The sequence below is a fragment of the Kamptonema formosum PCC 10802 genome, from assembly GCF_000332335.1.
In the GTDB taxonomy this organism is placed as follows: domain Bacteria; phylum Cyanobacteriota; class Cyanobacteriia; order Cyanobacteriales; family Oscillatoriaceae; genus Oscillatoria.
Genome location: NZ_KB235948.1, coordinates 2085339 through 2108549, shown reverse-complemented (window position 1 = coordinate 2108549; position 23211 = coordinate 2085339). Strand labels below are relative to the sequence as shown.

The following is a 23211-nucleotide window of genomic DNA, read 5'->3' as shown; positions in this document are numbered from 1 at the left end:
TAATCTGGTCTTCCACCGGCGGCGCAAAGCCTCGGCGCGCTTCCGGCTCCCATATTCCCTCTCTTTATATCCGGTAAAATAATTATTTAATTTTTATTCCCTGAACTATTCACGCACCCATTGACTGAGCTTTACAGAATCTCGCAACTAAATTAGTTTAAACTAATTAAACGGATATTGCCAAAGGTGCGGAGGAGCGAAGGTGAGGGTAGGTTTATCAGCCGCACAATCCCCAGCCATCAAGCTGCTACTGTTGGGTCAGCTACAAGAGGCTCTCAGTACATGCGGCACAGGGCCTGGAACAGTGGAGTCTCTGGAGGCCATTCCCTTACACCGGCCTAAAGATCCCGCTCGCATTCTCTACATTTCGGCGCTGCCGCTCGCTATGGCCAAAATCTGCCACCGGCCCGCCACGGAGATCGCTGCAGAACTCGCGGCGCATTTGCACGCAAAGACACCCGCCAGTGTCAGTGACGCCGGCCAGCCGCCCCTGCACGGTGAGCTGGAAATTGCCGTCGCCGCTGTCCCTCCTGGCTGGCTTCATTTCCAGCTCACCGAGGCCGGTTTGGCTAACTGGCTGCAATTCCTAACTCAGCTCCCAGTGCTGGGGGAGTTGCCCCCGCCAGAGCGCCCGCCCCAACTCTCGTGTGAACCAGCTAGCCTGTTCCCCGCACAGTACGCCAGCGCTCGCTGCTGTTCCCTGTTGCGTTTAGCCCACCGGGAGGGATTGCTGGCCCTGGCGCAGCCACACTGGCACGCTATCGCACCGGCTCCCTTTCCCTGGCTGGATACTGGGGCCCTTCCCAGCACCCTGCGACTGGCGCATCCCGCCGAGCGCCGCCTGATCTCCCAACTCGTGGCGGCGCTCGACGCAAAGGAGACGCCGGCAGATTGCCTGAAGTGGGCCACTGCCCTCAGTCAAGCCTTTGAGAGCTTCCACAGCGCCTGTCGCATTTGGGGAGAGGTGAAAACCCAATCCCCCAAACTCGCTCAGGCCAGACTGGGGCTGATTCTGGCCACTCTCTCCGCGCTGCGATTGCTGCTCTACCGCCTGGGCGTCCCAGCGCCGGAGGAATTCTAAATTATTAATGATTAATTCTTATTAAAAATTTCCCATTGATAATTTATAATTAACTGTCGGCGTCCCCCCGCCGCTGCCACTTCTGTCTCCAATCCCCTACCTGTGGGACTTCCAGCCTCTCCCCATCCTTAGTTGCTTAGGGCTGGCAAGAAGTTGAGGCATTACTCTCGCAAGCCGGCAAAAAAAAGTTATGAAAATTTAACTAAAGGGGGTGACAAAATTCGCTCGCCTCCTGTATAGTTTGACTTGTGTGAGGAGCGAACCAGTTAGGGCACCGAGACGAAACACGGCCAGTCGTCGGTGCCCTTTCTGATGCGCACTTACAGCAAAAATTCTTCTATCGCCGCCGCCGCTCCATCTTTGTCCACGCTGGGGGCAACCCAGCTGGCCACGGCTTGAACGCCGGCAGGGGCATTGCCCATCGCCACGCCGGTGCCGGCATAAGCGAGCATCTCCACATCGTTAAAATTGTCCCCAATGGCCATGACGTTGGCCGGCGACAGCCCGAGAAGCTCTTCTGCCAGGTAGCGCACCGCCGTACCTTTATTCACCGCTGGGTGGGTGGCTTCAAAAAATGTGGCCACTGATGTGGTCATGTAAAGCTCTGCTGGGGTGTAGCGCCGGCGCATGTTCCCCAGCAGACAGTCAATCACAGCGGCATCGTCGCACAGGGCTAGAATTTTCGTCGGTTCGGCTCTGAGGAATTGGCGCAAGTCCCCCACCGGCACCGGCTCAACGCCGGTGCGCTCCCCGTAAGCTTTTGAGGCGGGAGTGATTTCGCGGACGTAGAGCCGGTCGTTGAGATAAACGTGGACAGAAAGCACTGACCGCAGTTCTGGCTCTTCAAAGTGTTCCAGCAGTTGCTGAGCTAGGTGGTGGGAAACTGGCAGGTGCCGGTGAACGCCCCCGGTGGCGGGATCTTGGATCAGGGCTCCCTGGTAGCAGGTCAGTGGCATACTGGAGCCAATGGCGTGATGGAAGCGCAGCGCCGAACAGTACATGCGACCGGTGGCGAGGGCGACTTGGATGCCTTTCGCCTGCGCCGCCTGAATCGCTCGCAACACCGGCTCGCTGATTTGATTGGACTCGCCAGCTATTGTTCCATCAATATCGAGGACTAAGAGTCGAATGTCTCGGGTGCCGGTGGTGCCGGCAGATTGGTTAGCGACTGCTGCTGTCTGCATCATCTTTTCCTTGTCAGCCTGCGAGTTCTTCCCCACTAATTTAACCGTCGGTGTGTCCCACCGGCTTGGATTGGCACCCACCCCTTGTGGGGGACTGACCCACGCGCATCACCGGCAAATTTACCGGCAAATTCACCCGCGAATTTACCTGCAGGCATCCCCTGCCGGCATCGTAACTGGAAAAGTTCGCGCAGAACCCAGAACCATCAGATGCTATTATTGAGCCAGTCACGGAAGCAATACCGGCACCAGAGGAAGTGGTGGCGGAGGAAAGTCTGCCGGTGGACGATTTAGAAGACGCAAAGCGCGGATTTGATTGCTCAACTGGAAAACTTTACGGATAATTTAGATCCTGCAGGCGATTTGGTTTCCACCGCTACAGAAGTCTCGCCGGCAGCTGCAGTTCTTGCCGCACAGATGAGTTATTCGCAAATTAAACTGTCGGATCTTGTAAAACTTTCTTCAGCTTAGACTCGCGAAAGTTCGCAATTGCAGGCTGTATCAGAGGCGCTTGTTTCATAAATAACCTAATTTCCGTTAAAAGAGTTATCTAAATTGCGGTTGGCCGCAACGCCTGTACCGGCACCGGAGGTTGCTGCCTCGACGGCGATTGATAATCTGCCGGTGGAGATTGAGGGAGTTGAAGAAATTCCAGCAGTTGAGGCGCAACTCGCTACGGAAGTGCCGGTGGCATCTGAAATTCTCGGTTTGAATGCAACAGTCAATCTGCAATCGGAAACACCGGCAGTTGTATAGCAGCAGTCATATTGGTTAGAACAATAGAAGCTTCGGAAGCGGGGGAGCAAGGGAAGCGGGAATGTACGTTTCCTAATGCTTACTGCTATATAGACGTAGGGCAGGTGTCCCGCCCCCCCTGAAGGTCTAATGTTCTAACCTAAGTGCATACTGCTATAGAAGCCACACCGGCTTTGGCGGCTGACTTCACCGCACAAGTGCCACCGCCACGAGAGGTTGTGGCTGCTGCTGCGGTTGAGACGCCGGCACAGCGGTTGCCGGTGCTGCGCCTCAAACTTTAACCACTCCCGCCAGCAGTTTCAATACTGAGAGTCGGGAGCCGGTGACGGCAAGTGTTCCCATAGCACAAGATAGCAAGATTGTCAAAAAAAATTTGATTTCTCGTCTGGAAACCCTGACGGCAAAGCAAGTGGAATCACCAAATACAAGCAGCCGGTGCTCAGCCGGTGAGTGTGGCGCTGACTAACAAGCTGGAAAGTCTGACTGCAAGGCAAGAAGAGTCAGGGCGAGTCAATTCCTGTTGCTGCTAATACTGTTACTTTGATTAACCGTTTGGAAGGGATAGTCACGGCGGCTCCCAAACCTGCGATGTGGGCGAATGTCACGCCAAGCGACGATTTATCGGCACCCATCTCCTCCGCACCAACTTCCCCAACGGCGGCAAAATTTCCTCGCATAACCCCGCATAACCTAGCTATTTTACTGTATAATAGTTATAAATTAACCCACAGTAAGCCTATGTCTATGACCGTAACAAACTTGGAACACCTCCAAGAACAGCTGCAAGACGATCCCAACGATTACCAGATAGAGTTGCGAGACGGAGAGATTACAGTCATGGGGCCATCAGATATCGTATCCAGCTTTATTGGCGCTCAGTTCTGCTTTCTCCTAAATCTATGGGTTAACCCCCGCCGCCTCGGTTTTGTCTTTGACTCCAGCGGCGGTTTCATCCTGCCAAATACAGATTTAACCGCACCTGACGTTTCCTATATATCGCGCTCGCGCATGCCCCGCACCGTGCGCTATTTCGGTCAAATCGTCCCGGATCTGGTCGTCGAGATTAAATCCCAAAGCGACCGAATTAGCAAATTGCGCAAGAAAATTCGGACATTCCTCAGTCAAGGCGCTACAGTTGGAATTCTCATTGACCCCGATGAGTTAACTGTCACCGTCTACCGGCAAGGACAAAAACCGGGCATCTACCGCAACGGGGAAACCCTGACCGTACCAGAATTATTGCCCGGATGGGAATTGCAGGTTTCTGAACTTTGGCCTCCCGTATTTGAGGACAGCGGTGAGGAGTAAAAGCGCCAGCGAGCAAGAGAGCCGGTCAGCGCTTAAAATTGAGGTTAAGAAACCGGGTTTCGCTGCCGATCGCAAAAGAAAGCCGGGTTCTGAGATTTATCGACCGGCACTCTAGCAGTAGCGCTCGCATTTGATGATAGATGTTGAGGCGCTCCCCCCTTTGGGAGCATCCCTTCCCTGGAAATGCCGGCTCGTGTGGGAACCTGCTACCATAGACTTCAGATGTTTAAAAGAGGTGTTGCTATGACACTCACAGTTAAAGACCTGGAGCAAGTACAGAGCGAACATCCCGACTGGAAACTAGAGTTAGTAGATGGGAGTATTTTGGCGATGGGGCCATGTGATGACACATCAAGCGAAATTGGGGCTGAGTTGATCTTCCGGTTAAAGCTCTGGATCAATCCCCGCCGGCTGGGGCGCGTCTATGACTCCAGCGGTGGGTTTATCCTGCCTAACTCAGACTTGCGGGCACCTGATGTTTCTTTTGTCAAAGCCTCAAGGCTGCGGCGAAGCACTCGCGACTTTGTTCAGCTCGTCCCCGATTTAATGGTAGAAATTAAATCCAAAACGGACCGCCTCAAACCCCTAGAGGAAAAAATTCAGTCCTTCCTCCAACTGGGAGCGCAAATTGGAATTCTCATCGATCCCGACAGACAGACAGTGACGGTTTATCGCCCCACCGGCGAGCCAGCGGTACTCCTCAATAGCGATACCCTCACGATTCCAGAACTCTTCCCCGGTTGGGAACTGCCGGTGGCTGAACTTTGGCCACCTGTATTTGACTGAAGGATGTGCCGGTGCGGGATGCCGGTGCCGGTGAGAAGCGGCGCTCGCCTTTCAGATGAATTTCCCAACCCAACCCATTCTTTTTTATTTTATCATATAGCGTTTCTAAAGGATTTGTCAAACCTGTCATCGGCCAGAAACCCGGAAGGGGCGGAAGATCCCGCCCCTACGAAACCGGGTTTCTACCCTTTCACTCCTCAAATACAAACGCGCTTAGTGTCTTCATTCTCTTTCTAATGCGCAATTCCCTCATTCCGGCAAATCCCCGAAATGCTCCCGATATCGCGCCAACAACTCCTCCATTTCTTGCATCCTGCTTTCGGCTTGCTCTGCCCGCTGGCGCTCCTCCTCCAGCATCTGACAAATTTCAGCGTAGGAGAAAAATCTCGTTCCATCTGCACGAAAAATCTGTAACTCCTCCCCAGACAAATCGAACCGAATTCCCAACCGAGGGCTCACCCAATTTGCCATTGAAGGAATCACATCCAGCCCCGCCTCACCGCGCAGCCCCCCTCGCAACTGGTTGCTGTCCGGAGCGTAAATGTAATACTCCTCCACACCGTAGCGATCGTAAAACAGCAGCTTTCTGTCCATTTCATCCTGGGAATTGCTGGGAGAGAGAATTTCAAACACGACTTGCGGCGCAATTCCCCCCTCATTCCACTGCAGATAGGAACGCCTGTCGCCCTTGGGTCTGCCAAATACCACCATCACATCCGGTGCGCTGACAATTGTGTTGCGCCCTTCTACGGGATACCAAAATAAATCCCCCGCCACAAACACATTCGGGTCATCCGCACACATCCAGTCCAAATTATGCTGAATCTCTACAAGCCAGCGAAACTGAACAGTATTATTTGCTATCGGTTGACCGTCACTCTCGGGGTAGATGACCTCTGGTTTGGTTGGCGATTGCACTTCTGTTACCATAACCGCAGCTCCGAACCATAAACTTCGTGTCTCTACCTTAGCACAAGCACAGCTATAGCGGTTCTCAGTTGGATGAACGTGTTTGCCCAGAAACCGGGTTTCTCAGTACCTCACTAATATGAGAGACACTATAAGAGCCAGGAAAAATTGCTGTTCGCGCCTGCCGGTGCGCTCGCACCCATCTTGCCGGCATGCGATCGCCTTGAGCGGGGAGTCCGGCTGCAACTGCCGGCACCCTCACCTGCCGGCGACACAAAAATTTACAAAAAAATCCACACTTATCTCTTGACAAATTAAACAAAATACCGTTTAAAAACTTAAGCTGTTAAGCTTTTAATCTCCGCCTGTCCGCTTACAGGAGGCAGTCGCTTCGGAACTGCGCACACCGCCACATAATGAAAATTGTCCCCGAGGCGGGGCGAGAGAGTTGGGCTAAAGCCCAACTACAAACTGCTGTAGGGGAGGCCCCCCGTGGCCGCCCCTTGCGCCCCTCTGCGCCCCTCTGTTTTCTCCCCCTCCCCGTTAACCGGGAGGGGGTTGGGGGGTGGGGTTTCCCGCAGCACAGAGTGTTAATCACCCTTCTAGTGCGCCCGCATCCCGAACCGGCAGCCGGCTACTTCAACTTTTGCTTGATCACCGTCACGATCTGAGCCAGCTGCTTCTTGAGCGCATCAATCTCAGCCTGCATTTTCTTCATCTCAGCCTGCATTTGGGCAATTTGCTCGCTCGATGCCCCACCGGCAGCCGGTGCTGCGCCCGCCGCCCCAGGTTGCGCCTTGGCTTCGGCTGCCGGTGCCCCCGCAGGTGCCGGTGCTGGGCCAAGTTTCATGGCTAACTTGATCGCGTCAATCAGCTGCTTCTTCTCAAATGGCTTTTCGATAAAAGCAAAATACTTGAACGGTTCCGGAATCTTCTCAGTCACTTCTTCTTTCCGCCCGGACATCAGCACCAGGGGAATTTTCCGCAGCTCAGCATTACCTTGAATGTGCTGGTACACCTCCCATCCGCTCACTTTTGGCAGCAAGAAATCCAGCATAATTAAGTTGGGGCGTGCCTGGCGGATCAGCTTCAGACCCTCTTCTCCGTCTGTTGCTTCCACGATCTCAAAGTTACCCGGCGGTAACATCTCCCGCACCCGCATCCGAATCACCTTGCTGTCATCGATAACCAAAATTTTGTGACTTGCCACGACTGACTCCTCTAGTGGTTGGTTTAAAAATCAAAATTCATGGTGACAGTTGGGCAACCTTGAGGCGGTTGAATCCCGATGGAACACTGCGATTAGAAAATCCAGTCCGGTATCGGGCCGGCAAATGTATCTGAACCCCACTTGTTCGGGAACACTATCAATCCTCACTAGCGCCACCTCTGCCAAACACAATCACTCTCGCACCGACTGCGCTCCAAACCTGCTAGCAGCTATACAATTTATCATTTAGCATCTCCAGCTCACTATATATTTAACGCTCCGCCTGAAAGCTAGCCTATCTCTTAATCCTAGCTTAAGGCGCTTCCGGCGCAAAACGCACAAAAGCCGCCCCACCAATTCCTAGCCGCCCCACCGGCCTGTTTGGGGAATGTTATAAGATTTGTATCACCCTCTCGCTTTATGGGAGATTAGCCCATAGGTTTAAATTCTAACTTTTATGGCTGCCGAACCCAGTCCAACTCCCACAAGTCCATCCCCCGCTCAAGCGCGGCGGGCAGAAATCCAGGCCATGCCAGAGTGGCTGCGACGCCCCATCGGCAAAGCCAGCCAACTCTCTGCAGTACAGCAAATTATCAAGCAGCGCCAGATCCACACGATTTGTGAGGAAGGCCGCTGCCCCAACCGGGGAGAGTGCTACGCCCAGAAAACAGCCACATTCCTGCTCATGGGGCCAACATGTACGCGCTCCTGTGCCTTTTGTCAAGTGGATAAGGGTCACGCTCCGGTGCCCCTAGACCCAGAAGAACCCCAAAAAGTGGCTGAAGCCGTGCAGCTGCTGGGCTTGCGCTATGTCGTGCTGACATCGGTGGCGAGAGATGATTTGCCAGATGCCGGTGCCGGCTGGTTTGTGGCCACAATGCAGGCCGTGCGCCGGCTAAACCCTGACACACAGATAGAAGTGCTCACCGCCGATTTCTGGGGGGGTCACTCTTATGATATGACACCGGCACAGCAGCAGCGCCAGCGCGTTGAGACAGTCGTCAGGGCCCTCCCCGCCTGTTACAACCACAATATAGAGACAGTCAGACGCCTGCAAGGGACCGTCAGGCGGGGAGCCAAGTACGAGCGCAGCCTGGAGGTCCTCCGGTCCGTCAGAGCAATTGATTCCAGCATCCCGACAAAATCCGGATTGATGCTGGGACATGGCGAAACCGAAGCTGAGGTCATTGAGGCGATGGCAGATTTGCGGGCGGCTGGCTGCGACCGGCTCACCCTCGGGCAGTACATGCGCCCCTCCCTGGAACACCTGCCGGTGCGAAAATACTGGACGCCCGAAGAATTTGACCGCCTCGGCGCAATTGCCACAGAGATGGGCTTTTCTCACGTCCGGTCTGGCCCCCTCGTCCGCAGCTCCTACCATGCCGGTGAGGGCGTTTGACTTGCCAAAAAACAGTTTTGAATTTAAAATTCACAATTCAAAACTCAAAATCCTCCCCAAACCGGCCTCAAACTGCCGTTTCCCGTAGCGCAGAATCTTTGTGGCCGCCATCCGGGGGAGCCACACCCGCCGGCAGGGGAGGTTGACCGCCGGGCCGGCACCGTCAGGGGCCACCCCACGCCAAGGCCGGCTCAACGGTCGCGGGAGAGCTTTTTCCCCCTCCCCCGCAGCCTAACTGCTCGCATTCGCTGTAACTTAGCAGCCGAAATCGTCAGGTTAAGTTCTTTTATTGCAATGGCTGAACCGGATCATTTGGCTTATCTTTCCGCACAAATAGCCAGAACAGTAACAGTCTGCTTCATCTGGCTTTTTCTCTGACATTTTTTGTTCGCAAAGAACATTTTATGAGTATTAAAAATTACAGGGGGAGATATCTGTGAGAGCCATTTTACAGGAAATATCCGCACGGCAAGCATGCCTTGCGAAAAGCTTTTTATGCATATAAACAGCTTATTCAGAGCCTGTGAAAATTACTGGATACAGGTAAAACTATGTTGTCAAGCCCTTGACCTACAGGCAGACAAAAAGTCACGGAAAGATATCACCGGCACCGGCGACCGGGCAAGTCTTGCAGGCAGCGGCACAGGGAGGAAGGCAATTTATACTACTATATAGCTGCGAGGGGCATTTACCCAAAGACAGAAGTACAAGTCATCCCTAAAGAAGAACATGCCAGTACAAAAACAGCCAAAGAAGAACGAACAGATGAACTTTACACAGGAGTCCCGCGGACGCTCAAGAATGAGTCTCCCCTATGTGCGGTTAAGTAAATTAGTCTTATCAGTGCTGGCAACCTCTGCCCTGGCAGGCTGTGGGCCATCACAGCCCGGTGCCGGTCCAAATAGTGCCGGCACCGGCTCAGCACCTTCTGGGAACACAGTCAAGATTGTTTCCAGCCTGCCCATGACAGGCAGCGCCCTGGGCCAGAGCCAATCGATTGTCAACGGTATCCAGCAAGTTCTCGACGAGACAAACTCAACCGTCTGCGATGGCAAGCTCAAGATCCAATATGAAACATATGACGACGCTACTGCCGCTGCCGGTAAATGGGACCCGGCCCAGGTGACGCAAAACGCCAACAGAGCCGTTGCCGACAAATCAGTCGTTGCGGTAATTGGCCACTTCAACTCCGGCGCAGCCAAGCTGTCGATTCCCATCCTCAACCGAGCCAACTTGGTCATGGTCAGCCCCGGCAACACCTATCCAGGACTGACCAAACCGGGCAAAGGTGAGGGCAAAGAGCCTGACGTTTACTACCCCAATGGCAAGCGCAACTACACCCGGGTCGTCCCCACGGATGACCTGCAAGGGGCAGCGGCGGCCAAATGGGCCAACTCCCTGGGGGTGAAACGGGTCTATATCCTTGACGATCAAGAGCTCTATGGCAAAGGGATTGCCGATATCTTCGAGGCCACTTCCAAAAAGATGGGCATAGAAGTCCTCGGGCACGAAGGAATTGACTCCAAATCGAGCGATTATAAAGCTTTGATGACCAAAATCAAAGCCCTCAACCCAGACCTGATCTACTTTGGCGGCACCACCCAGACCAATGCAGGGCAGCTGATCAAGGACATGCGAAATGTGGGGATGACGCCCGATAAAGTCAAGTTTATGGGCCCTGACGGCATTTTCGAGCAAGCCCTGATTGATGCGGCGGGCAAAGATGCCGAAGGGGTTTACGCAACCTTCGGGGGAGTCCCAGGCAAAGAGCTCACCGGTGCCGGTAAAGCCTGGTATGAAAGCTACAAGGCCAAATATAAGACAGAACCGGAAGCCTACGCCGCTTATGGCTATGAAGCGGGCAAGGTGGTGGTTGATGCCATTGGGAAAGTCTGCAAAAATGACCGCGCCGCCATCCGCGACGCAGTATTGGCCACGAAAGACTTTCCTGGAGTGCTCGGCACTTGGAGCTTTGACCCCAATGGCGACACCACCCTCACCACCATGTCCGGGAATCAGGTCAAGGATGGTAAATTTCAGTTTGTCAATCTGCTCAAGGCAGATTGATGTAGGATTGACCCATTGCCAAATTCCCGGGGCGGGGTTCCTCTAGCCAAGACGGGCAACCGGCAGCCGGCGCTGGGCGCGGGATTTTCAGGCTTTCGCTGTGTTCCGCATCCGGCACCGGCGCAGGGGTTGAAAATACAGTTCCCAGATGCCGTCGCCATACATTCCCGGCTTCCAGTAGGGACTGCCCGGGGGCGGGGCAAGTCAATAAGCTGTTTAACTTTTAATCTGCTTGTTGTAAGAGCGGGGCAACGAGGCATATCCTCCAAGGAGGCTTTTCCATGCTCTGCCTGGGAACAAGTGCAGAGGGGCTATAGTGCAAATTAAAGGCATAAGATGGGGCCTGTCTGCCACAGATGATATCGAAAGAAATCCCGCCCCTGCAAACCACTGTCACCGCCGGTGGCCAAAAGACTGCCGGTGAGGGCTGTCCGGAAACGAGAAAACGCACTCTGCTGTTTAGAGCCAAATCCCTATGAAACAATGGCACAAACCACTTGTGTACCTGGCTGTCATTTACCTGGTCTTACTGCTAGGCCCGATTGCCGGGTTGGACTTGCCCCGAATTGCAGGGGATATTGTCCGCAACCCGGAAGTCCTGATTCAACAAATCTTAGTGGGTCTGGTCAACGGTGCGGTGATTGCTATTATTGCCCTGGGCTATACTTTGGTTTATGGCATTATTGAGCTGATCAATTTCGCTCACGGGGATTTGTACATGTTGGGGGCGTTTGCTTCCCTGACAGCAATCGGTGCGTTTGGCGTCGGAGACGGAGCTCCCCTGAGCGCTAGCATTCCAGCTATGTTAGTTGCCTTGCTGATATCTGCCGGTCTTTGTGCTGGATTAAACGTCCTGACCGAAAGATACGCCTACCGGCCTTTGCGCAACGCCCCCCGGCTGGCACCGCTGATCTCCGCGATTGGAGTTTCTTTTATTTTCCAAAATGCCGGTCTGTTTTGGGGGGGGCTGAAATCTTTTCTTCCCATCATGGGGGGGAACGCAGCTGCGCCAAAGAGCTTTCCAGACTTATTGCCCCGCATTGAGATTCTCAAAGCGATGGGAATTCAGAGCAATATTTCGTTCACAACGAAAGATTTGATTGTGCTGGCTGTTGCCCTTGGCTTGATGGTGGGGCTGCAGCTGTTTGTGCAGAACACCCGTCTGGGAAAGGCGATGCGAGCGACTGCGCAAAACCGTGACGCCGCTCTGATCGTGGGCATTGATGTGGATTGGATTATTGCCCTAACTTTTTTTCTGGGCGGGGCGCTGGCGGGAGCGGCTGGGCTTCTGGTGGGACTGTACAACAACACGATTGTGTTCACAATGGGCTTCACGGCGGGCTTGCGGGCGTTCACCGCAGCGGTGCTGGGGGGGATCGGCAACATTTTCGGCGCAATGCTGGGGGGGTTGTCGATTGGATTGCTGTCTGCCTTGAGTGACCAGTACCTGTCGAGCCGGTGGACTAATGCTTGGGTATTCGCAGTTTTGGTGGTCATTTTAGCCTTCAAACCGGGCGGCTTGCTGGGCGAAAATGTTCAGGAAAAGGTTTGAGATTTTTCAGCAGTCAGTGGCTAGACTGTTTCTGGCAACGCACTGCTGACTGCTGACTGCTGGCTGCTGAGCGGAGGACAAATATGGCAAATCAGGCAATCAAGGCTGTCACAGCCAATTGGATTTTAGGAGCGCTCGCCGCTTTAACGGCATTTCTGTTTGGCGGGTGGAGCGGTGCGGTTATTGGCTGGCTGCTGGGTACGGCGGCGGGCTTCATGCAGGCTCAACGGCAGAGAATTCTCAGCCCAACTGCTGGGTTGGGAGCGGGTGCCGGTGCGGGATTGATTGTCGGGCTTTGGCTGCTGCTTGGAAGCGCACTTCAAAAGCTGCTCGCACCTGTTTTAGGACTGCCGGCTACAGGAACGGTCGAAATCGTGCTGGCGGTGGCAATTGCCACTCTAGCCGGCGGAGTGATGGGAGCTTTGCAAGGCATACCGGGTCAAAGAAAGCAACAGGCAACCCTGGTGACGCTGGCTTTCATACTGGTACTTTTTCCCTTTGCCGATCGAGCCGGTCAGACAAACTGGATAGATACGGCTATCCAAATTTTAATCTTTGTGATGCTAGCCCTGGGACTGAATATTACTGTAGGCTTTGCCGGCTTGCTGGATTTGGGCTACGTCGCCTTTTTTGCCATTGGCGCTTATACCACCGGCTTTTTAGCCTCTCCCCAACTTGACCTGGATTGGAACTTCTGGGTGGCGCTGCCGGTTGCTGCAGTCGTGGCGGCGATTGCCGGTTTAATTTTGGGAACACCCACCTTGCGGTTGCGCGGGGATTACCTGGCAATTGTCACCCTCGGGTTTGGGCAAATTGTTCCTGTGGTATTTCGGAATTTAACTGACGTGCGGATTGAGGAGCCCATCTCCAAGTTTCTGGCTTCCCTGCAGGGGCATCCAGAAATGGCAATTTGTCTGGCAGGGTGCGCCCGCGCGATTAATTTGACCGGCGGAGAAGCCGGAATTAACCCCATCAATCGCCCAACCCTCCCCTTAATCGGCACGTTTGAATCCGCCAACTACCTGCCCTGGTATTATTTAATCCTGTTCCTGGTAGTATTTGCCTACGTTGCCATCGTGCGCCTGCGCGATTCCCGCTTGGGGCGCTCTTGGACAGCCATCCGCGAAGATGAGCTAGCCGCCAGCGCGATGGGAATCAACCTGGTCAACAGCAAATTACTCGCCTTTGCGATGGGGGCAACCTTCTCGGGATTTGCCGGCGCTTTCTACGCCGCCTATATCAGCGCTATATTTCCCAGTGTATTCGATTTTTCCATTTCTGTCATCATCTTGTGCATGGTGATTTTGGGCGGGCTGGGCAATCTGACGGGGGTAATCCTGGGTGCCATTATCATCATGGCGGCAGATCGGCTGTATCTGCCTCAACTGGCGCAAGTTATCAAGAGTTGGCTGAATACTTCTGTACTGCCGGTGATTGCCGATCCGGGACTGCGAGACTTTGTGGCAACGAGTCTCGATCCGCTCCAGATGCGCCTGTTTCTTTTTGGCCTGACATTAGTCATAATGATGCTGGTGCGCCCGGAAGGTCTGGTGCCTGATACGCTGCACAAAGCCGAACTGCACGAGACTGGGGAGGAGAGTAAAGAGTTTTTAGCAGACGCGAGGAGCCGGTAATGCCACTGTTAGAAGCGCGAGAACTTACCATGCGATTCGGAGGGCTGACTGCAGTCAATCGAGTCGATTTTACCCTGGAAAAAAATATAATTGCCAGCGTGATTGGCCCGAATGGCGCTGGCAAGACGACATTTTTCAATACGCTCACCGGCATCTATGTCCCCACTGCCGGTCAGTTGCTGCTGGAGGGCAGAGAGATTACCGGATCGCCGCCTCACAAGCTGACAAGCTTGGGAATTGCTCGGACGTTTCAGAATATCCGCTTGTTTAATAACATGACGGTGCTGCAAAATGTTCTGGTGGGCAGGCACAGCCGGTTGAAGACAGGTTTAGTTGGAGCTTTATTCCGTCCGCCCGCTGCCGTTTACGAGGAGCGCACAGCCAAGGAAAAAGCGCTCAGTCTCCTCGACTTTGTGGGGTTGGGCTCCTCAAAAGCTGCGGAGCTGGCAAAAAACCTCTCTTATGGGGACCAGCGCCGGCTGGAAATTGCCCGGGCGCTGGCGAGTGAGCCTAAAATACTGCTGCTGGACGAGCCAACGGCGGGCATGAATCCCAACGAAACGGCTGACTTAACTCGATTTATCTACCGCCTGCGCGACGAACTCGATTTGAGCATAATGCTTATCGAACACGATATGCAGGTGGTGATGGGAATTTCCGACCGCGTGAGCGTCATGGAGTACGGCTGTAAAATTGCAGAGGGGACTCCCGCTCAGGTTCGCGCAGATCCCCGCGTGATTGAGGCATATCTGGGGAAAGAAGAGGAGAATGGGTAATGGGCATGGGGCATGCGGCATGCGGCATAGGGCAGGGGGCATTTTTCCTTCATTTTCCTTCCCAGGCTTCTCGTTTCTCCTTCCCGCGTTTCTCGTTTCTCGTTCCCAGGTTATACTTGGGAATGCCCTTTTGTCGGCTCTGCCGGCTCTCCAGAGTCTTTTGAACGCGAGGGAGGCTGGAGCCTCCTGACATCGGGTCCCAGGCTCCAGCCCCGGAACCAGTTATAATGAACCCTGAACAGTGAAAATGAAGCCTTATGCTTGAAGTCAAAGATATTTACACCTATTACGGAAATATTCAGGCTCTCAAGGGAGTTTCTCTGCGGGTCTATCAGGGGGAAATTGTTACCTTAATTGGCAGTAACGGCGCGGGGAAAACTACCACTCTCCGCACGATTCAGGGGCTGTTGCGACCCCGCCAGGGGACAATCCTGTTTGAGGGCACATCTGTGCAGTCGCTCTCTCCGAAACAAATCGTCAAAGCCGGCATCTCCCAAAGTCCTGAAGGTCGCCTGATATTTCCTAGAATGACGGTGCTGGAAAACCTGGAGATGGGTGCTTTTTCCCGCCGGGATTCTCTAGGCATTAAGTTAGATAAAGAGAAAGTCTTGTATCTTTTCCCCCGGTTGAGAGAGCGGATCAATCAAAAAGGGGGGACTCTCAGTGGTGGCGAACAGCAAATGCTGGCCATCGGTCGGGCTTTGATGGCCAGACCCCGCTTGCTGCTATTAGATGAGCCCAGTATGGGTTTAGCGCCGCTGCTGGTGAGCCAGATTTTCTCGATTATTCGGGACATTAACGCTCAGGGGACAACGATTCTCCTAGTAGAGCAAAACGCTCACATGGCTTTGAAGGTGGCCCATCGCGGCTATGTGCTGCAAACGGGTCAAGTTGTGGTGGAAGGGACTGCTAGTGAGCTGGAGTCGAACGAAACCGTTCGCAAGGCTTATTTGGGAGAAACGTAATTGACAGGGCATGGGGCATGGGGCATCATGGCATGGGGCATGGGCTTGAGTTGTGCCGTGCCGGTGCTGGGATGCCGGTGGGGGCTGGCAACAGCAGGTGATTTGCTAACATCTTCCAATCTATGCTATACTTTACTAAACACAGGCACCCGAACCTGAGAACCTTTGGCGGGTGGCTGCGCTGAAAAGCTCAAGACAGTCACCATGACCATTGAACCAAAAGCGGGTGGCTGTCCCGGAAACTGCCACAAAGCCTGAAACTCTAAAGGATGAGTGGCCTTCAAGCTAGTTCAAGTGACTTCTTCTTAAAAGAAGGCGGTCAATATCATGAACTTGGCTGTTGCGAACGCGGGATTTGACTGTGGGCATTGGTTGATACGTCTTGGTTGAGAGAATCTCTCAGCTTATGTATTTGTTGGCAACTGTTAAAGGTTGTGAGCAAAAATGTATCGGAAGGGACACAAAAGCAGCGTTGCGCCCGAAAGCCGGATGAAGAACCCCACCCCCCAACCCCTCTACCCCCATCCCCAAAGGGGGCCCCGAGCCCCCTTATCCCCAGAGGGGGTTCCCCCTTCCCCGCTAGCGGGAAGGGGGAGTGAGAGGCCGCCCACTTCCCAGTTGCTGTCCCAGATTCTCGGAAACGGGAGATAGCTGGGGGGTGCCTGCTTCTGCGGGCTTTCCCAGGGGGCTTGCAGTTTAAGGCGGGACAAAGCGAGCCCCCCAACCCCTGTCCCGCTCGGGATCGATCGCCCCTGGGGTTGGGACAAAGCTTAACCTTGGTCTTATAAAGTTTTTACCTATTCTTAAGCTAAAACAATTAGTATTTCTCATGGCTTCCAATCTAAAACGCGCTTGAGGTGGGATATGTTCCTGCTGTACGAGGATTAAAAGTCACAGGGAGACTACATATATAGGAGTTAGTGCCTGAGATTCTTGATAAGATGGGCGTTACTGTCTGGGTCTTGTAACAGCAACAAGCCGCTCAGCAATTTGGGGATCTCAGTTAGGTGTGAGGAAACAAGGATGTTAAAGATTTTTCGGGCTGCTATACAGCACAGTCCAGCCGTCCTGGGCGCGACCTTGGTCTTGGCCAACAGCGCTCTGGCCATTGAAGCGCCGGCAGTCAGCACAGAGGCGGACCCAATGGTAGCCGCTTCTGGCCAAACCGGCAGTTCTGTAGAAATCGCTGACCAATCTGCGCTCCAAGCCACCGCTCAGGTGGCCGCTGTTGCATTGGCTCAGCCTGAGGAAGTGAAGTCCACCTCGGTGAGTGCCGGGACTGCGACAGTGGCTGAAATGCCAGCCGTGGCCACACTAGCCGCTGCACTCACTGCGGCTGAACCCACCCTGCGGGAAGCCCAAGGGTCTGAGGTCAGCGAGCTGTTAACCTCTGGCCAACCGGCACCGCAAGCCAGCTCGCAGGCGCAAGCTGCCAACCCCCCGCAGTCTGAGGTGAGTGCCGGCAGTACCTTGAGTGCGCAATTGCCTGCCGGTGAGACAGTGCCGGCGGAAACGGCTGTGCCGGCTGAACCCACCCTGCGGGAAGCCCAAGGCTCTGCGGTCAGCTCGCTGTCAAGCTCTGGCCAACCGGCACCGCAAGCCAGCTCGCAGGCGCAAGCTGCCAACCCCCCGCAGTCTCAGGTGAGTGCCGGCAGCACCTTGAGTTCGCAACTGCCTGCCGGTGAGACAGTGCCGGCGGAAACGGCTGTGCCGGCTCAACCTTCGGTCAGCGCTCTGGAAACCGCCGGGGAATCTGCCGATGCAGCTGACCCAATGGGCCAGGTGACTTCCGTTTCCCAGCTGTCGGACGTGCAGCCCACAGACTGGGCCTTCCAAGCCTTGCAGAACTTGGTCGAGCGCTACGGCTGTATTGCCGGGTATCCGGACGGTACGTTCCGGGGGAACCGAGCCATGACGCGCTACGAGTTTGCTGCCGGTTTGAACGCCTGTTTGGAACGGATCGTTCAGCTGATTGGACCGGGTATCGATACTTCACAGTTGATCGCCAAAGCGGATTTAGCAACAGTGCAGCGGCTGCTAGAGGAGTTTCAGGCAGAACTGGCCACCCTTCGCGGTCGCACCGACGTTTTGGAAGCGCGGACAGCTGAACTGGAAGCCAATCAGTTCTCCACGACTACGAAACTCAAAGGTGAGGTGATAGTTGCCGGCAGTGACATCATTGGAGACGGCGGAGGAAATGTCGTACCCCACGCTACTTATCGGATGCGGTTGAATTTCGATACCAGCTTTACGGGGAAAGACCTGCTGCGAACCCGTTTGCAAGCTAACGCAACGGATAACTTGGGTAGCGCTCGCCTAGGTGGCACCAATATGGATCGCTTGTCGTTTGATACGTCTACGGTAAGCAGCAATATTGAACTCCATAAACTGTTCTACCGTTTCCCGCTGACTAGCAAGGCCACGGTTACTGTTGACGCCAATGCGGCTGAGTACAACGATAATGTGTATGTGTTTAACCCTTTGTTTGAAAGTAGTGGTGTTGGATCTATTTCCCGGTTTGGGCGATTCAACCCCATCTACCGGCAGGGGGGAGGGCAAGGTGTTACCCTCAACTACAATTTTAGCAAGGCATTGGGGATATCTTTAGGGTATCAAGCCCCTAACGGCAACGACCCCGAACCTGCTCCTGGGGGAGGCGGGGGGTTTTTCAAGGGTTCCTATGCTGCCCTCGGTCAGCTCACCTTCCGTCCTAGCGATCGGTTCGCTCTCGGTTTTACCTACGTGAACTCATACTATCGTAATGGGCGGGGGGTATCGGCAAGCACAGGCAGTAGTTTCGCAGACAATCCTTTTAATGGCACACCTACTTCAGCCAATCACTACGGTTTGGAAGCCACCTTGCGTGCGAGCTCTCGATTTACCCTTTCGGGTTGGGCCGGTTACACGCGGGCGCAAGAGGAAGTTTCTGGCAGTAATAACGACGCTACCATCTGGAACTGGGCGGTGACGGCTGGTTTCCCGGATTTGGGCAAAGAAGGCAATTTGCTCGGTTTGATGGTGGGCATGCCGCCTAAAGTGACGGAAAATAACTTAGCCAGTCGTGAAAACAAAGATACTTCCTGGCACCTGGAGGCTTTCTATCGCTACCAAGTGACCGACAATATTTCCATCACTCCTGGCTTGTTTGTCATTCTCAATCCAGAACACAACGAAAACAACGCAAACGACTACGTGGGAACCATCCGCACCACCTTCACATTCTAGGTGTCTTTAGCCTGAGGGGTTCCAGAATTAAGTAGGAGACAAATTCAAGAAACCGGGGTTCTCCCAGCCCCGGGTTTCTTGGAAAGACCGGGGGCCTGAAATTACCTTGAGGCGTTGAGTTTGACCGACCTGACTTGAACCCCGTGTTTGAGTGGGTCCGGGTTGAACAATATTCTTGTGAAGCTGAAGAGATTCCTATTGAAATCGTCTTTACTAATCTCTTCTCTTTGTGAGCCGGTGCGCGTTTATAAATATTCTCTGTTTCCAGGGTACATTACTTGTGAGCGCGCCTCTACCTTGAGGTGGCGTTAAGCTGTCGCGCATTCTACTTGCGCCAGCGTTCTAGGAGGCAGAGCCTCTGGTTAGGGGTTCCCCACAGTGCGCCGCTGGCTTTCCTTAAGTGAGCCTGGAAACGAGGGGATTTACCTGACTTTCAATTTCTTTCTTCTAGAGTTTTCTGAAGGTGCTATGCTTTTTCAAATTCGTCCCATGCGACAGGCTCTGCTTTTACCGCTGATTGCGTTTTCTGTCAGTGTTGCCGGCTGCGGTTCCCAAACCAAAACCCCGACAAGCCCTACAGGAACTGGCAGTTCTCCGTCTACTCCAGTTGCGGCGGGTTCCAGTGTCACCCTCACGGGTGCCGGTGCGAGTTTTCCCGCTCCTTTGTATCAGCGCTGGTTCGCTGAGTATGGCAAAAGCAATCCCAAGACGCAAATCAACTATCAATCTGTTGGCAGTGGCGCTGGGGTGAAACAGTTCATTAGTGGAACGGTTGACTTCGGAGCCAGTGACGTTGCAATGAAAGAGGATGAGATTAAACAGGTTGCCAAGGGTGCGGTGCTGCTGCCAATGACTGCCGGCAGTATCGTCTTCGCCTACAATCTGCCCGATGTCTCAAGTGGTATCAAGCTCTCTCGGCAAGTTTATGCAGATATTTTATTGGGCAAAATCACGAATTGGAATGACCCTAAAATTGCGGAAATCAATGCCGGAGTGAAGTTGCCAGATAAACCGATAACAGTTGTGCACCGGTCAGATGGCAGCGGTACGACTGCTGTGTTTACGAAACACTTGAGCGCTGTCAGCCCGGAATGGAAAGCCGGTCCGGGAGAGGGTAAAACTGTGGAATGGCCGCAGGGACAGGGATTTGTTGGGGCTAAGGGCAATGAGGGCGTCACAGCGCAAATCTTGCAAACTGAAGGGGCGATCGGTTACGTTGAGTATGGCTATGCCAAGCAGCAAAACTTGAAGATGGCGGCTTTGGAAAATAAAGCCGGTAAGTATGTTGAGCCAACTCCAGAGGCGGCTGCTAAGACACTCGCTGCAGTGCAGCTGCCGGAAAATTTGGTGAAATTTATTGAAGATCCAGAGGGAGAGAGTTCCTACCCAATTGTCAGCTATACCTGGATAATGGCTTACAAGGAGTATGACAGTGCTGACAAAGCCAAAGCTTTGAAAGATGTTCTCAAATGGGGGCTGGCTGACGGACAAAGATTAAGTTCTGAACTGGGATATGTGCCTCTGCCACCGGAAGTGGTGACCAAGGTGACAGCGGCTGTGGAGACGATTAAGCCTTAGTAAAAGTAGAGTGCTCTCCGTCCGCACCGGCACTCCTGCGGGGAGCAAGAAACCCGGTTTCTTAAAGAAACCGGGTTTCTGACTTACCGGCGCTCTGAAGCTGAATTTTGTTCGCTCAGCTAGCTTTTTATTTTCATGCTCAAATCCAGCCAAGTGGAGCGAGTGATCGGGGCGCTGGTAGAAATGTAGTCTACGCCGGTTTGGCCCACGGCGCGGAGGGTGTCTAGGGTAATGTTGCCAGACGCTTCAATTTTGACCCGGGGCTGTGAAGCGCGAATCAGCCGCACGGCTTCGGCCATCAGGTCCAGTGACATATTGTCCAGCATGATGATGTCCGCTCCGTGCTGCAGGGCTTCTTCGACTTGGGCCAGTGTTTCGGTTTCGACTTCTATGGTCAGGGGGTAGGGAATGCGCTCCCGAATCATAGCGATTGCCGGTCCAATGCCGCCGGCGGCGGCAATGTGGTTGTCCTTGATCATCACGGCGTCATCCAGGCCCATGCGGTGGTTCCTGGCCCCTCCGACTTGAGTGGCGTACTTCTCCAGCAGTCTCAAACCGGGTGTGGTTTTGCGGGTGTCCACCAGCTGCACCGGCAGGTCGGAAATTTTCTCTATATATTTGCGCGTCAGGGTGGCGATGCCGCTGAGACGCATGGCCAGGTTTAAGGCAACTCGCTCGCCTGCAAGCAGGGCGTCCAGTGGGCCATCAAAGCGAGCGACTATCTGCCCCGGGTTGCACGATTCGCCATCGGCAGCGGTGGCCTCAAAGTTCACTTGGCCATTCAGGAGCTGGAATACCCGACGGGCCACCGGCAAGCCGGCAATCACTCCGGGCTCTTTGACAGCCCACTCGCCTCGCCCATCCGGGACTTCTGCGGTAAATAAGCTCTGAGTCGTGCGGTCCCCCCGGCCAATGTCCTCCAGCAACCAAGTCTGCAAGAGCGGGTCTAAGACGACCCACGGGGGCAAAACAGGGATGGCCCTCACAAAATTTTCTCCTTACGCTTCTGTCACGCTCTCCCCCAATCTAGCTCAAACCCTTACCGGCAGGTCGATTCAGGATTTCCGAAACCTTTTTCAAAAAATTTCCCGAAAAAGCTTGACAAATTTTTTGGGGGTTGTTACAGTAGTAAAGCGCGGTGAGGAAAGAGGCAGCGCAAGCGGCCCGACGCCCTCACAGCACCGAACCTAGATAAAAGAATAGTTTGAAAGCCAGAAAGCATCAAAAACCTCGTCAAAGCAATTAGAGGTCTTCGGGGCAACCTGGAGATTTCATTATAACAAAAACCTCCCCTTTTGGGGAGAGAGTCACAAACTCAAAGAACACCACGGAGAGTTTGATCCTGGCTCAGGATGAACGCTGGCGGTCTGCTTAACACATGCAAGTCGAACGGGAGGAGAAATCCTCTAGTGGCGGACGGGTGAGTAACGCGTGAGAATCTGCCTTCAGGTCGGGGACAACAGCTGGAAACGGCTGCTAAGACCCGATGTGCCGAGAGGTGAAAGATTTATCGCCTGAAGATGAGCTCGCGTCCGATTAGCTAGTTGGTAGGGTTATAGCCTACCAAGGCGACGATCGGTAACTGGTCTGAGAGGACGACCAGTCACACTGGGACTGAGACACGGCCCAGACTCCTACGGGAGGCAGCAGTGGGGAATTTTCCGCAATGGGCGAAAGCCTGACGGAGCAAGACCGCGTGAGGGACGAAGGCTCTTGGGTTGTAAACCTCTTTTCTCAGGGAAGAAACCTGACGGTACCTGAGGAATAAGCATCGGCTAACTCCGTGCCAGCAGCCGCGGTAAGACGGAGGATGCAAGCGTTATCCGGAATGATTGGGCGTAAAGCGTTCGCAGGTGGCTGTTCAAGTCGGCTGTCAAAGACTGGGGCTTAACCCCGGAAAGGCAGTGGAAACTGAACGGCTAGAGTGCATTAGGGGTAGAGGGAATTCCCAGTGTAGCGGTGAAATGCGTAGAGATTGGGAAGAACACCGGTGGCGAAAGCGCTCTGCTGGACTGCAACTGACACTGAGGGACGAAAGCTAGGGGAGCGAAAGGGATTAGATACCCCTGTAGTCCTAGCCGTAAACGATGGATACTAGGCGTTGCCGGGCTCGACCCTGGCAGTGCCGGAGCTAACGCGTTAAGTATCCCGCCTGGGAAGTACGCACGCAAGTGTGAAACTCAAAGGAATTGACGGGGGCCCGCACAAGCGGTGGAGTATGTGGTTTAATTCGATGCAACGCGAAGAACCTTACCAGGGCTTGACATGTCGCGAACCCCGCTGAAAGGTGGGGGTGCCTTAGGGAGCGCGAACACAGGTGGTGCATGGCTGTCGTCAGCTCGTGTCGTGAGATGTTGGGTTAAGTCCCGCAACGAGCGCAACCCTCGTGTTCAGTTGCCATCATTAAGTTGGGAACTCTGAACAGACTGCCGGTGACAAACCGGAGGAAGGTGGGGATGACGTCAAGTCAGCATGCCCCTTACGTCCTGGGCAACACACGTACTACAATGCTGCGGACAGAGGGTAGCGAGCCGGTGACGGCAAGCCAATCCCGCAAACCGTGGCTCAGTTCAGATCGCAGGCTGCAACTCGCCTGCGTGAAGGCGGAATCGCTAGTAATCGCAGGTCAGCATACTGCGGTGAATACGTTCCCGGGCCTTGTACACACCGCCCGTCACACCATGGGAGCTGGTTTAGCCCGAAGTCGTTACTCTAACCGAAAGGGGGAGGACGCCGAAGGCTGGGCTGGTGACTGGGGTGAAGTCGTAACAAGGTAGCCGT

Annotated in this window: 23 protein-coding genes and 1 rRNA gene (1 of these 24 cut by a window edge); 18 read left to right on the top strand and 6 right to left on the bottom strand. The window is 54.1% G+C overall.

The genetic code is table 11. The features are described 5' to 3' along the window. Positions 1-202: 202 nt before the first annotated feature. Positions 203-1081: a DALR anticodon-binding domain-containing protein gene (locus OSC10802_RS0109030; protein ID WP_044170028.1), complete on the top strand. Its 879-nt coding sequence runs from the start codon at positions 203-205 to the stop codon at positions 1079-1081. Between the two features lie 320 nt (positions 1082-1401). Here the strand turns inward: OSC10802_RS0109030 and OSC10802_RS0109025 are convergent, their stop codons facing one another. Continuing rightward, entirely contained in the window at positions 1402-2346 is a 945-nt protein-coding gene (locus OSC10802_RS0109025; protein ID WP_369797062.1) for a Cof-type HAD-IIB family hydrolase, read from the bottom strand. Beyond that, positions 2306-2497 (bottom strand): hypothetical protein, encoded by a 192-nt coding sequence (locus tag OSC10802_RS49305; RefSeq protein ID WP_155967486.1) that lies wholly within the window; start codon positions 2495-2497, stop codon positions 2306-2308. The genes OSC10802_RS0109025 and OSC10802_RS49305 overlap by 41 nt, the downstream gene beginning before the upstream one ends. Before the next feature lie 80 nt (positions 2498-2577). Here OSC10802_RS49305 and OSC10802_RS49300 point away from each other — a divergent pair, with 80 nt between their 5' ends. The 4 genes from OSC10802_RS49300 (at position 2578) to OSC10802_RS49290 (ending at position 3487) form a co-directional block, all read left to right on the top strand. Continuing rightward, on the top strand, positions 2578-2736 hold the full coding sequence (locus OSC10802_RS49300; protein ID WP_155967484.1) for a hypothetical protein: 159 nt from the start codon (positions 2578-2580) through the stop codon (positions 2734-2736). 90 nt (positions 2737-2826) lie between these two features. Beyond that, positions 2827-3021: a hypothetical protein gene (locus OSC10802_RS0109015; protein WP_017716455.1), complete on the top strand. Its 195-nt coding sequence runs from the start codon at positions 2827-2829 to the stop codon at positions 3019-3021. Between the two features lie 143 nt (positions 3022-3164). Next, complete coding sequence (locus OSC10802_RS49295; protein WP_155967482.1) at positions 3165-3302, top strand: hypothetical protein; 138 nt, start codon at positions 3165-3167, stop codon at positions 3300-3302. 41 nt (positions 3303-3343) lie between these two features. After that, positions 3344-3487: a hypothetical protein gene (locus tag OSC10802_RS49290; protein WP_155967480.1), complete on the top strand. Its 144-nt coding sequence runs from the start codon at positions 3344-3346 to the stop codon at positions 3485-3487. 34 nt (positions 3488-3521) lie between these two features. On the opposite strand, the gene OSC10802_RS49285 is transcribed toward OSC10802_RS49290, so the two are convergent. Next, on the bottom strand, positions 3522-3698 hold the full coding sequence (locus OSC10802_RS49285; protein ID WP_017716454.1) for a hypothetical protein: 177 nt from the start codon (positions 3696-3698) through the stop codon (positions 3522-3524). Between the two features lie 61 nt (positions 3699-3759). Here OSC10802_RS49285 and OSC10802_RS0109005 point away from each other — a divergent pair, with 61 nt between their 5' ends. Both OSC10802_RS0109005 and OSC10802_RS0109000 read left to right on the top strand, forming a co-directional pair. Continuing rightward, positions 3760-4329: a Uma2 family endonuclease gene (locus OSC10802_RS0109005; RefSeq protein WP_026098317.1), complete on the top strand. Its 570-nt coding sequence runs from the start codon at positions 3760-3762 to the stop codon at positions 4327-4329. Between the two features lie 243 nt (positions 4330-4572). Continuing rightward, positions 4573-5115 carry a Uma2 family endonuclease gene (locus OSC10802_RS0109000; protein ID WP_017716452.1) on the top strand — a complete coding sequence of 181 codons (543 nt, stop codon included), beginning with the start codon at positions 4573-4575 and terminating at the stop codon, positions 5113-5115. A 249-nt stretch (positions 5116-5364) separates the two neighbouring features. Here OSC10802_RS0109000 and OSC10802_RS0108995 read toward each other — a convergent pair whose 3' ends face one another. Continuing rightward, positions 5365-6045, bottom strand: coding sequence for a Uma2 family endonuclease (locus OSC10802_RS0108995; protein ID WP_017716451.1), 681 nt, complete (start codon positions 6043-6045; stop codon positions 5365-5367). A 147-nt stretch (positions 6046-6192) separates the two neighbouring features. Here OSC10802_RS0108995 and OSC10802_RS49275 point away from each other — a divergent pair, with 147 nt between their 5' ends. Beyond that, positions 6193-6342 carry a hypothetical protein gene (locus OSC10802_RS49275; protein WP_155967476.1) on the top strand — a complete coding sequence of 50 codons (150 nt, stop codon included), beginning with the start codon at positions 6193-6195 and terminating at the stop codon, positions 6340-6342. 316 nt (positions 6343-6658) lie between these two features. Here the strand turns inward: OSC10802_RS49275 and OSC10802_RS0108985 are convergent, their stop codons facing one another. Continuing rightward, positions 6659-7234 carry a response regulator gene (locus OSC10802_RS0108985; protein ID WP_017716450.1) on the bottom strand — a complete coding sequence of 192 codons (576 nt, stop codon included), beginning with the start codon at positions 7232-7234 and terminating at the stop codon, positions 6659-6661. 457 nt (positions 7235-7691) lie between these two features. Between OSC10802_RS0108985 and lipA the strand changes: the two genes are divergently transcribed. From lipA to pstS, 9 genes are all read left to right on the top strand, one after another. After that, on the top strand, positions 7692-8633 hold the full coding sequence (gene lipA / locus OSC10802_RS0108980) for a lipoyl synthase (RefSeq protein WP_017716449.1): 942 nt from the start codon (positions 7692-7694) through the stop codon (positions 8631-8633). A gap of 801 nt (positions 8634-9434) precedes the next feature. Continuing rightward, complete coding sequence (locus OSC10802_RS0108970; RefSeq protein WP_017716447.1) at positions 9435-10700, top strand: branched-chain amino acid ABC transporter substrate-binding protein; 1266 nt, start codon at positions 9435-9437, stop codon at positions 10698-10700. A 356-nt stretch (positions 10701-11056) separates the two neighbouring features. Next, on the top strand, positions 11057-11179 hold the full coding sequence (locus tag OSC10802_RS55520; RefSeq protein ID WP_017716446.1) for a hypothetical protein: 123 nt from the start codon (positions 11057-11059) through the stop codon (positions 11177-11179). Then, positions 11176-12252 carry a branched-chain amino acid ABC transporter permease gene (locus OSC10802_RS0108960; RefSeq protein ID WP_017716445.1) on the top strand — a complete coding sequence of 359 codons (1077 nt, stop codon included), beginning with the start codon at positions 11176-11178 and terminating at the stop codon, positions 12250-12252. Before OSC10802_RS55520 ends, OSC10802_RS0108960 begins: the two co-directional genes overlap by 4 nt. An 83-nt stretch (positions 12253-12335) precedes the next feature. Beyond that, on the top strand, positions 12336-13886 hold the full coding sequence (locus OSC10802_RS0108955; RefSeq protein WP_017716444.1) for a branched-chain amino acid ABC transporter permease: 1551 nt from the start codon (positions 12336-12338) through the stop codon (positions 13884-13886). After that, complete coding sequence (locus tag OSC10802_RS0108950) at positions 13886-14662, top strand: ABC transporter ATP-binding protein (protein ID WP_017716443.1); 777 nt, start codon at positions 13886-13888, stop codon at positions 14660-14662. The genes OSC10802_RS0108955 and OSC10802_RS0108950 overlap by 1 nt, the downstream gene beginning before the upstream one ends. A 257-nt stretch (positions 14663-14919) precedes the next feature. After that, positions 14920-15627, top strand: a complete 708-nt coding sequence (locus OSC10802_RS0108945; RefSeq protein WP_017716442.1) for an ABC transporter ATP-binding protein — start codon at positions 14920-14922, stop codon at positions 15625-15627. Between the two features lie 1023 nt (positions 15628-16650). After that, positions 16651-18852 (top strand): iron uptake porin, encoded by a 2202-nt coding sequence (locus OSC10802_RS39330; protein ID WP_017716441.1) that lies wholly within the window; start codon positions 16651-16653, stop codon positions 18850-18852. Between the two features lie 468 nt (positions 18853-19320). Next, on the top strand, positions 19321-20430 hold the full coding sequence (gene pstS, locus OSC10802_RS0108935) for a phosphate ABC transporter substrate-binding protein PstS (RefSeq protein ID WP_026098314.1): 1110 nt from the start codon (positions 19321-19323) through the stop codon (positions 20428-20430). A 119-nt stretch (positions 20431-20549) separates the two neighbouring features. Here pstS and nadC read toward each other — a convergent pair whose 3' ends face one another. Continuing rightward, positions 20550-21416: a carboxylating nicotinate-nucleotide diphosphorylase gene (nadC, locus tag OSC10802_RS0108930; protein WP_017716439.1), complete on the bottom strand. Its 867-nt coding sequence runs from the start codon at positions 21414-21416 to the stop codon at positions 20550-20552. Positions 21417-21754: 338 nt separating this feature from the next. Between nadC and OSC10802_RS0108920 the strand changes: the two genes are divergently transcribed. After that, a 16S ribosomal RNA gene (locus OSC10802_RS0108920) occupies positions 21755-23211 on the top strand; it runs 30 nt beyond the window's last position.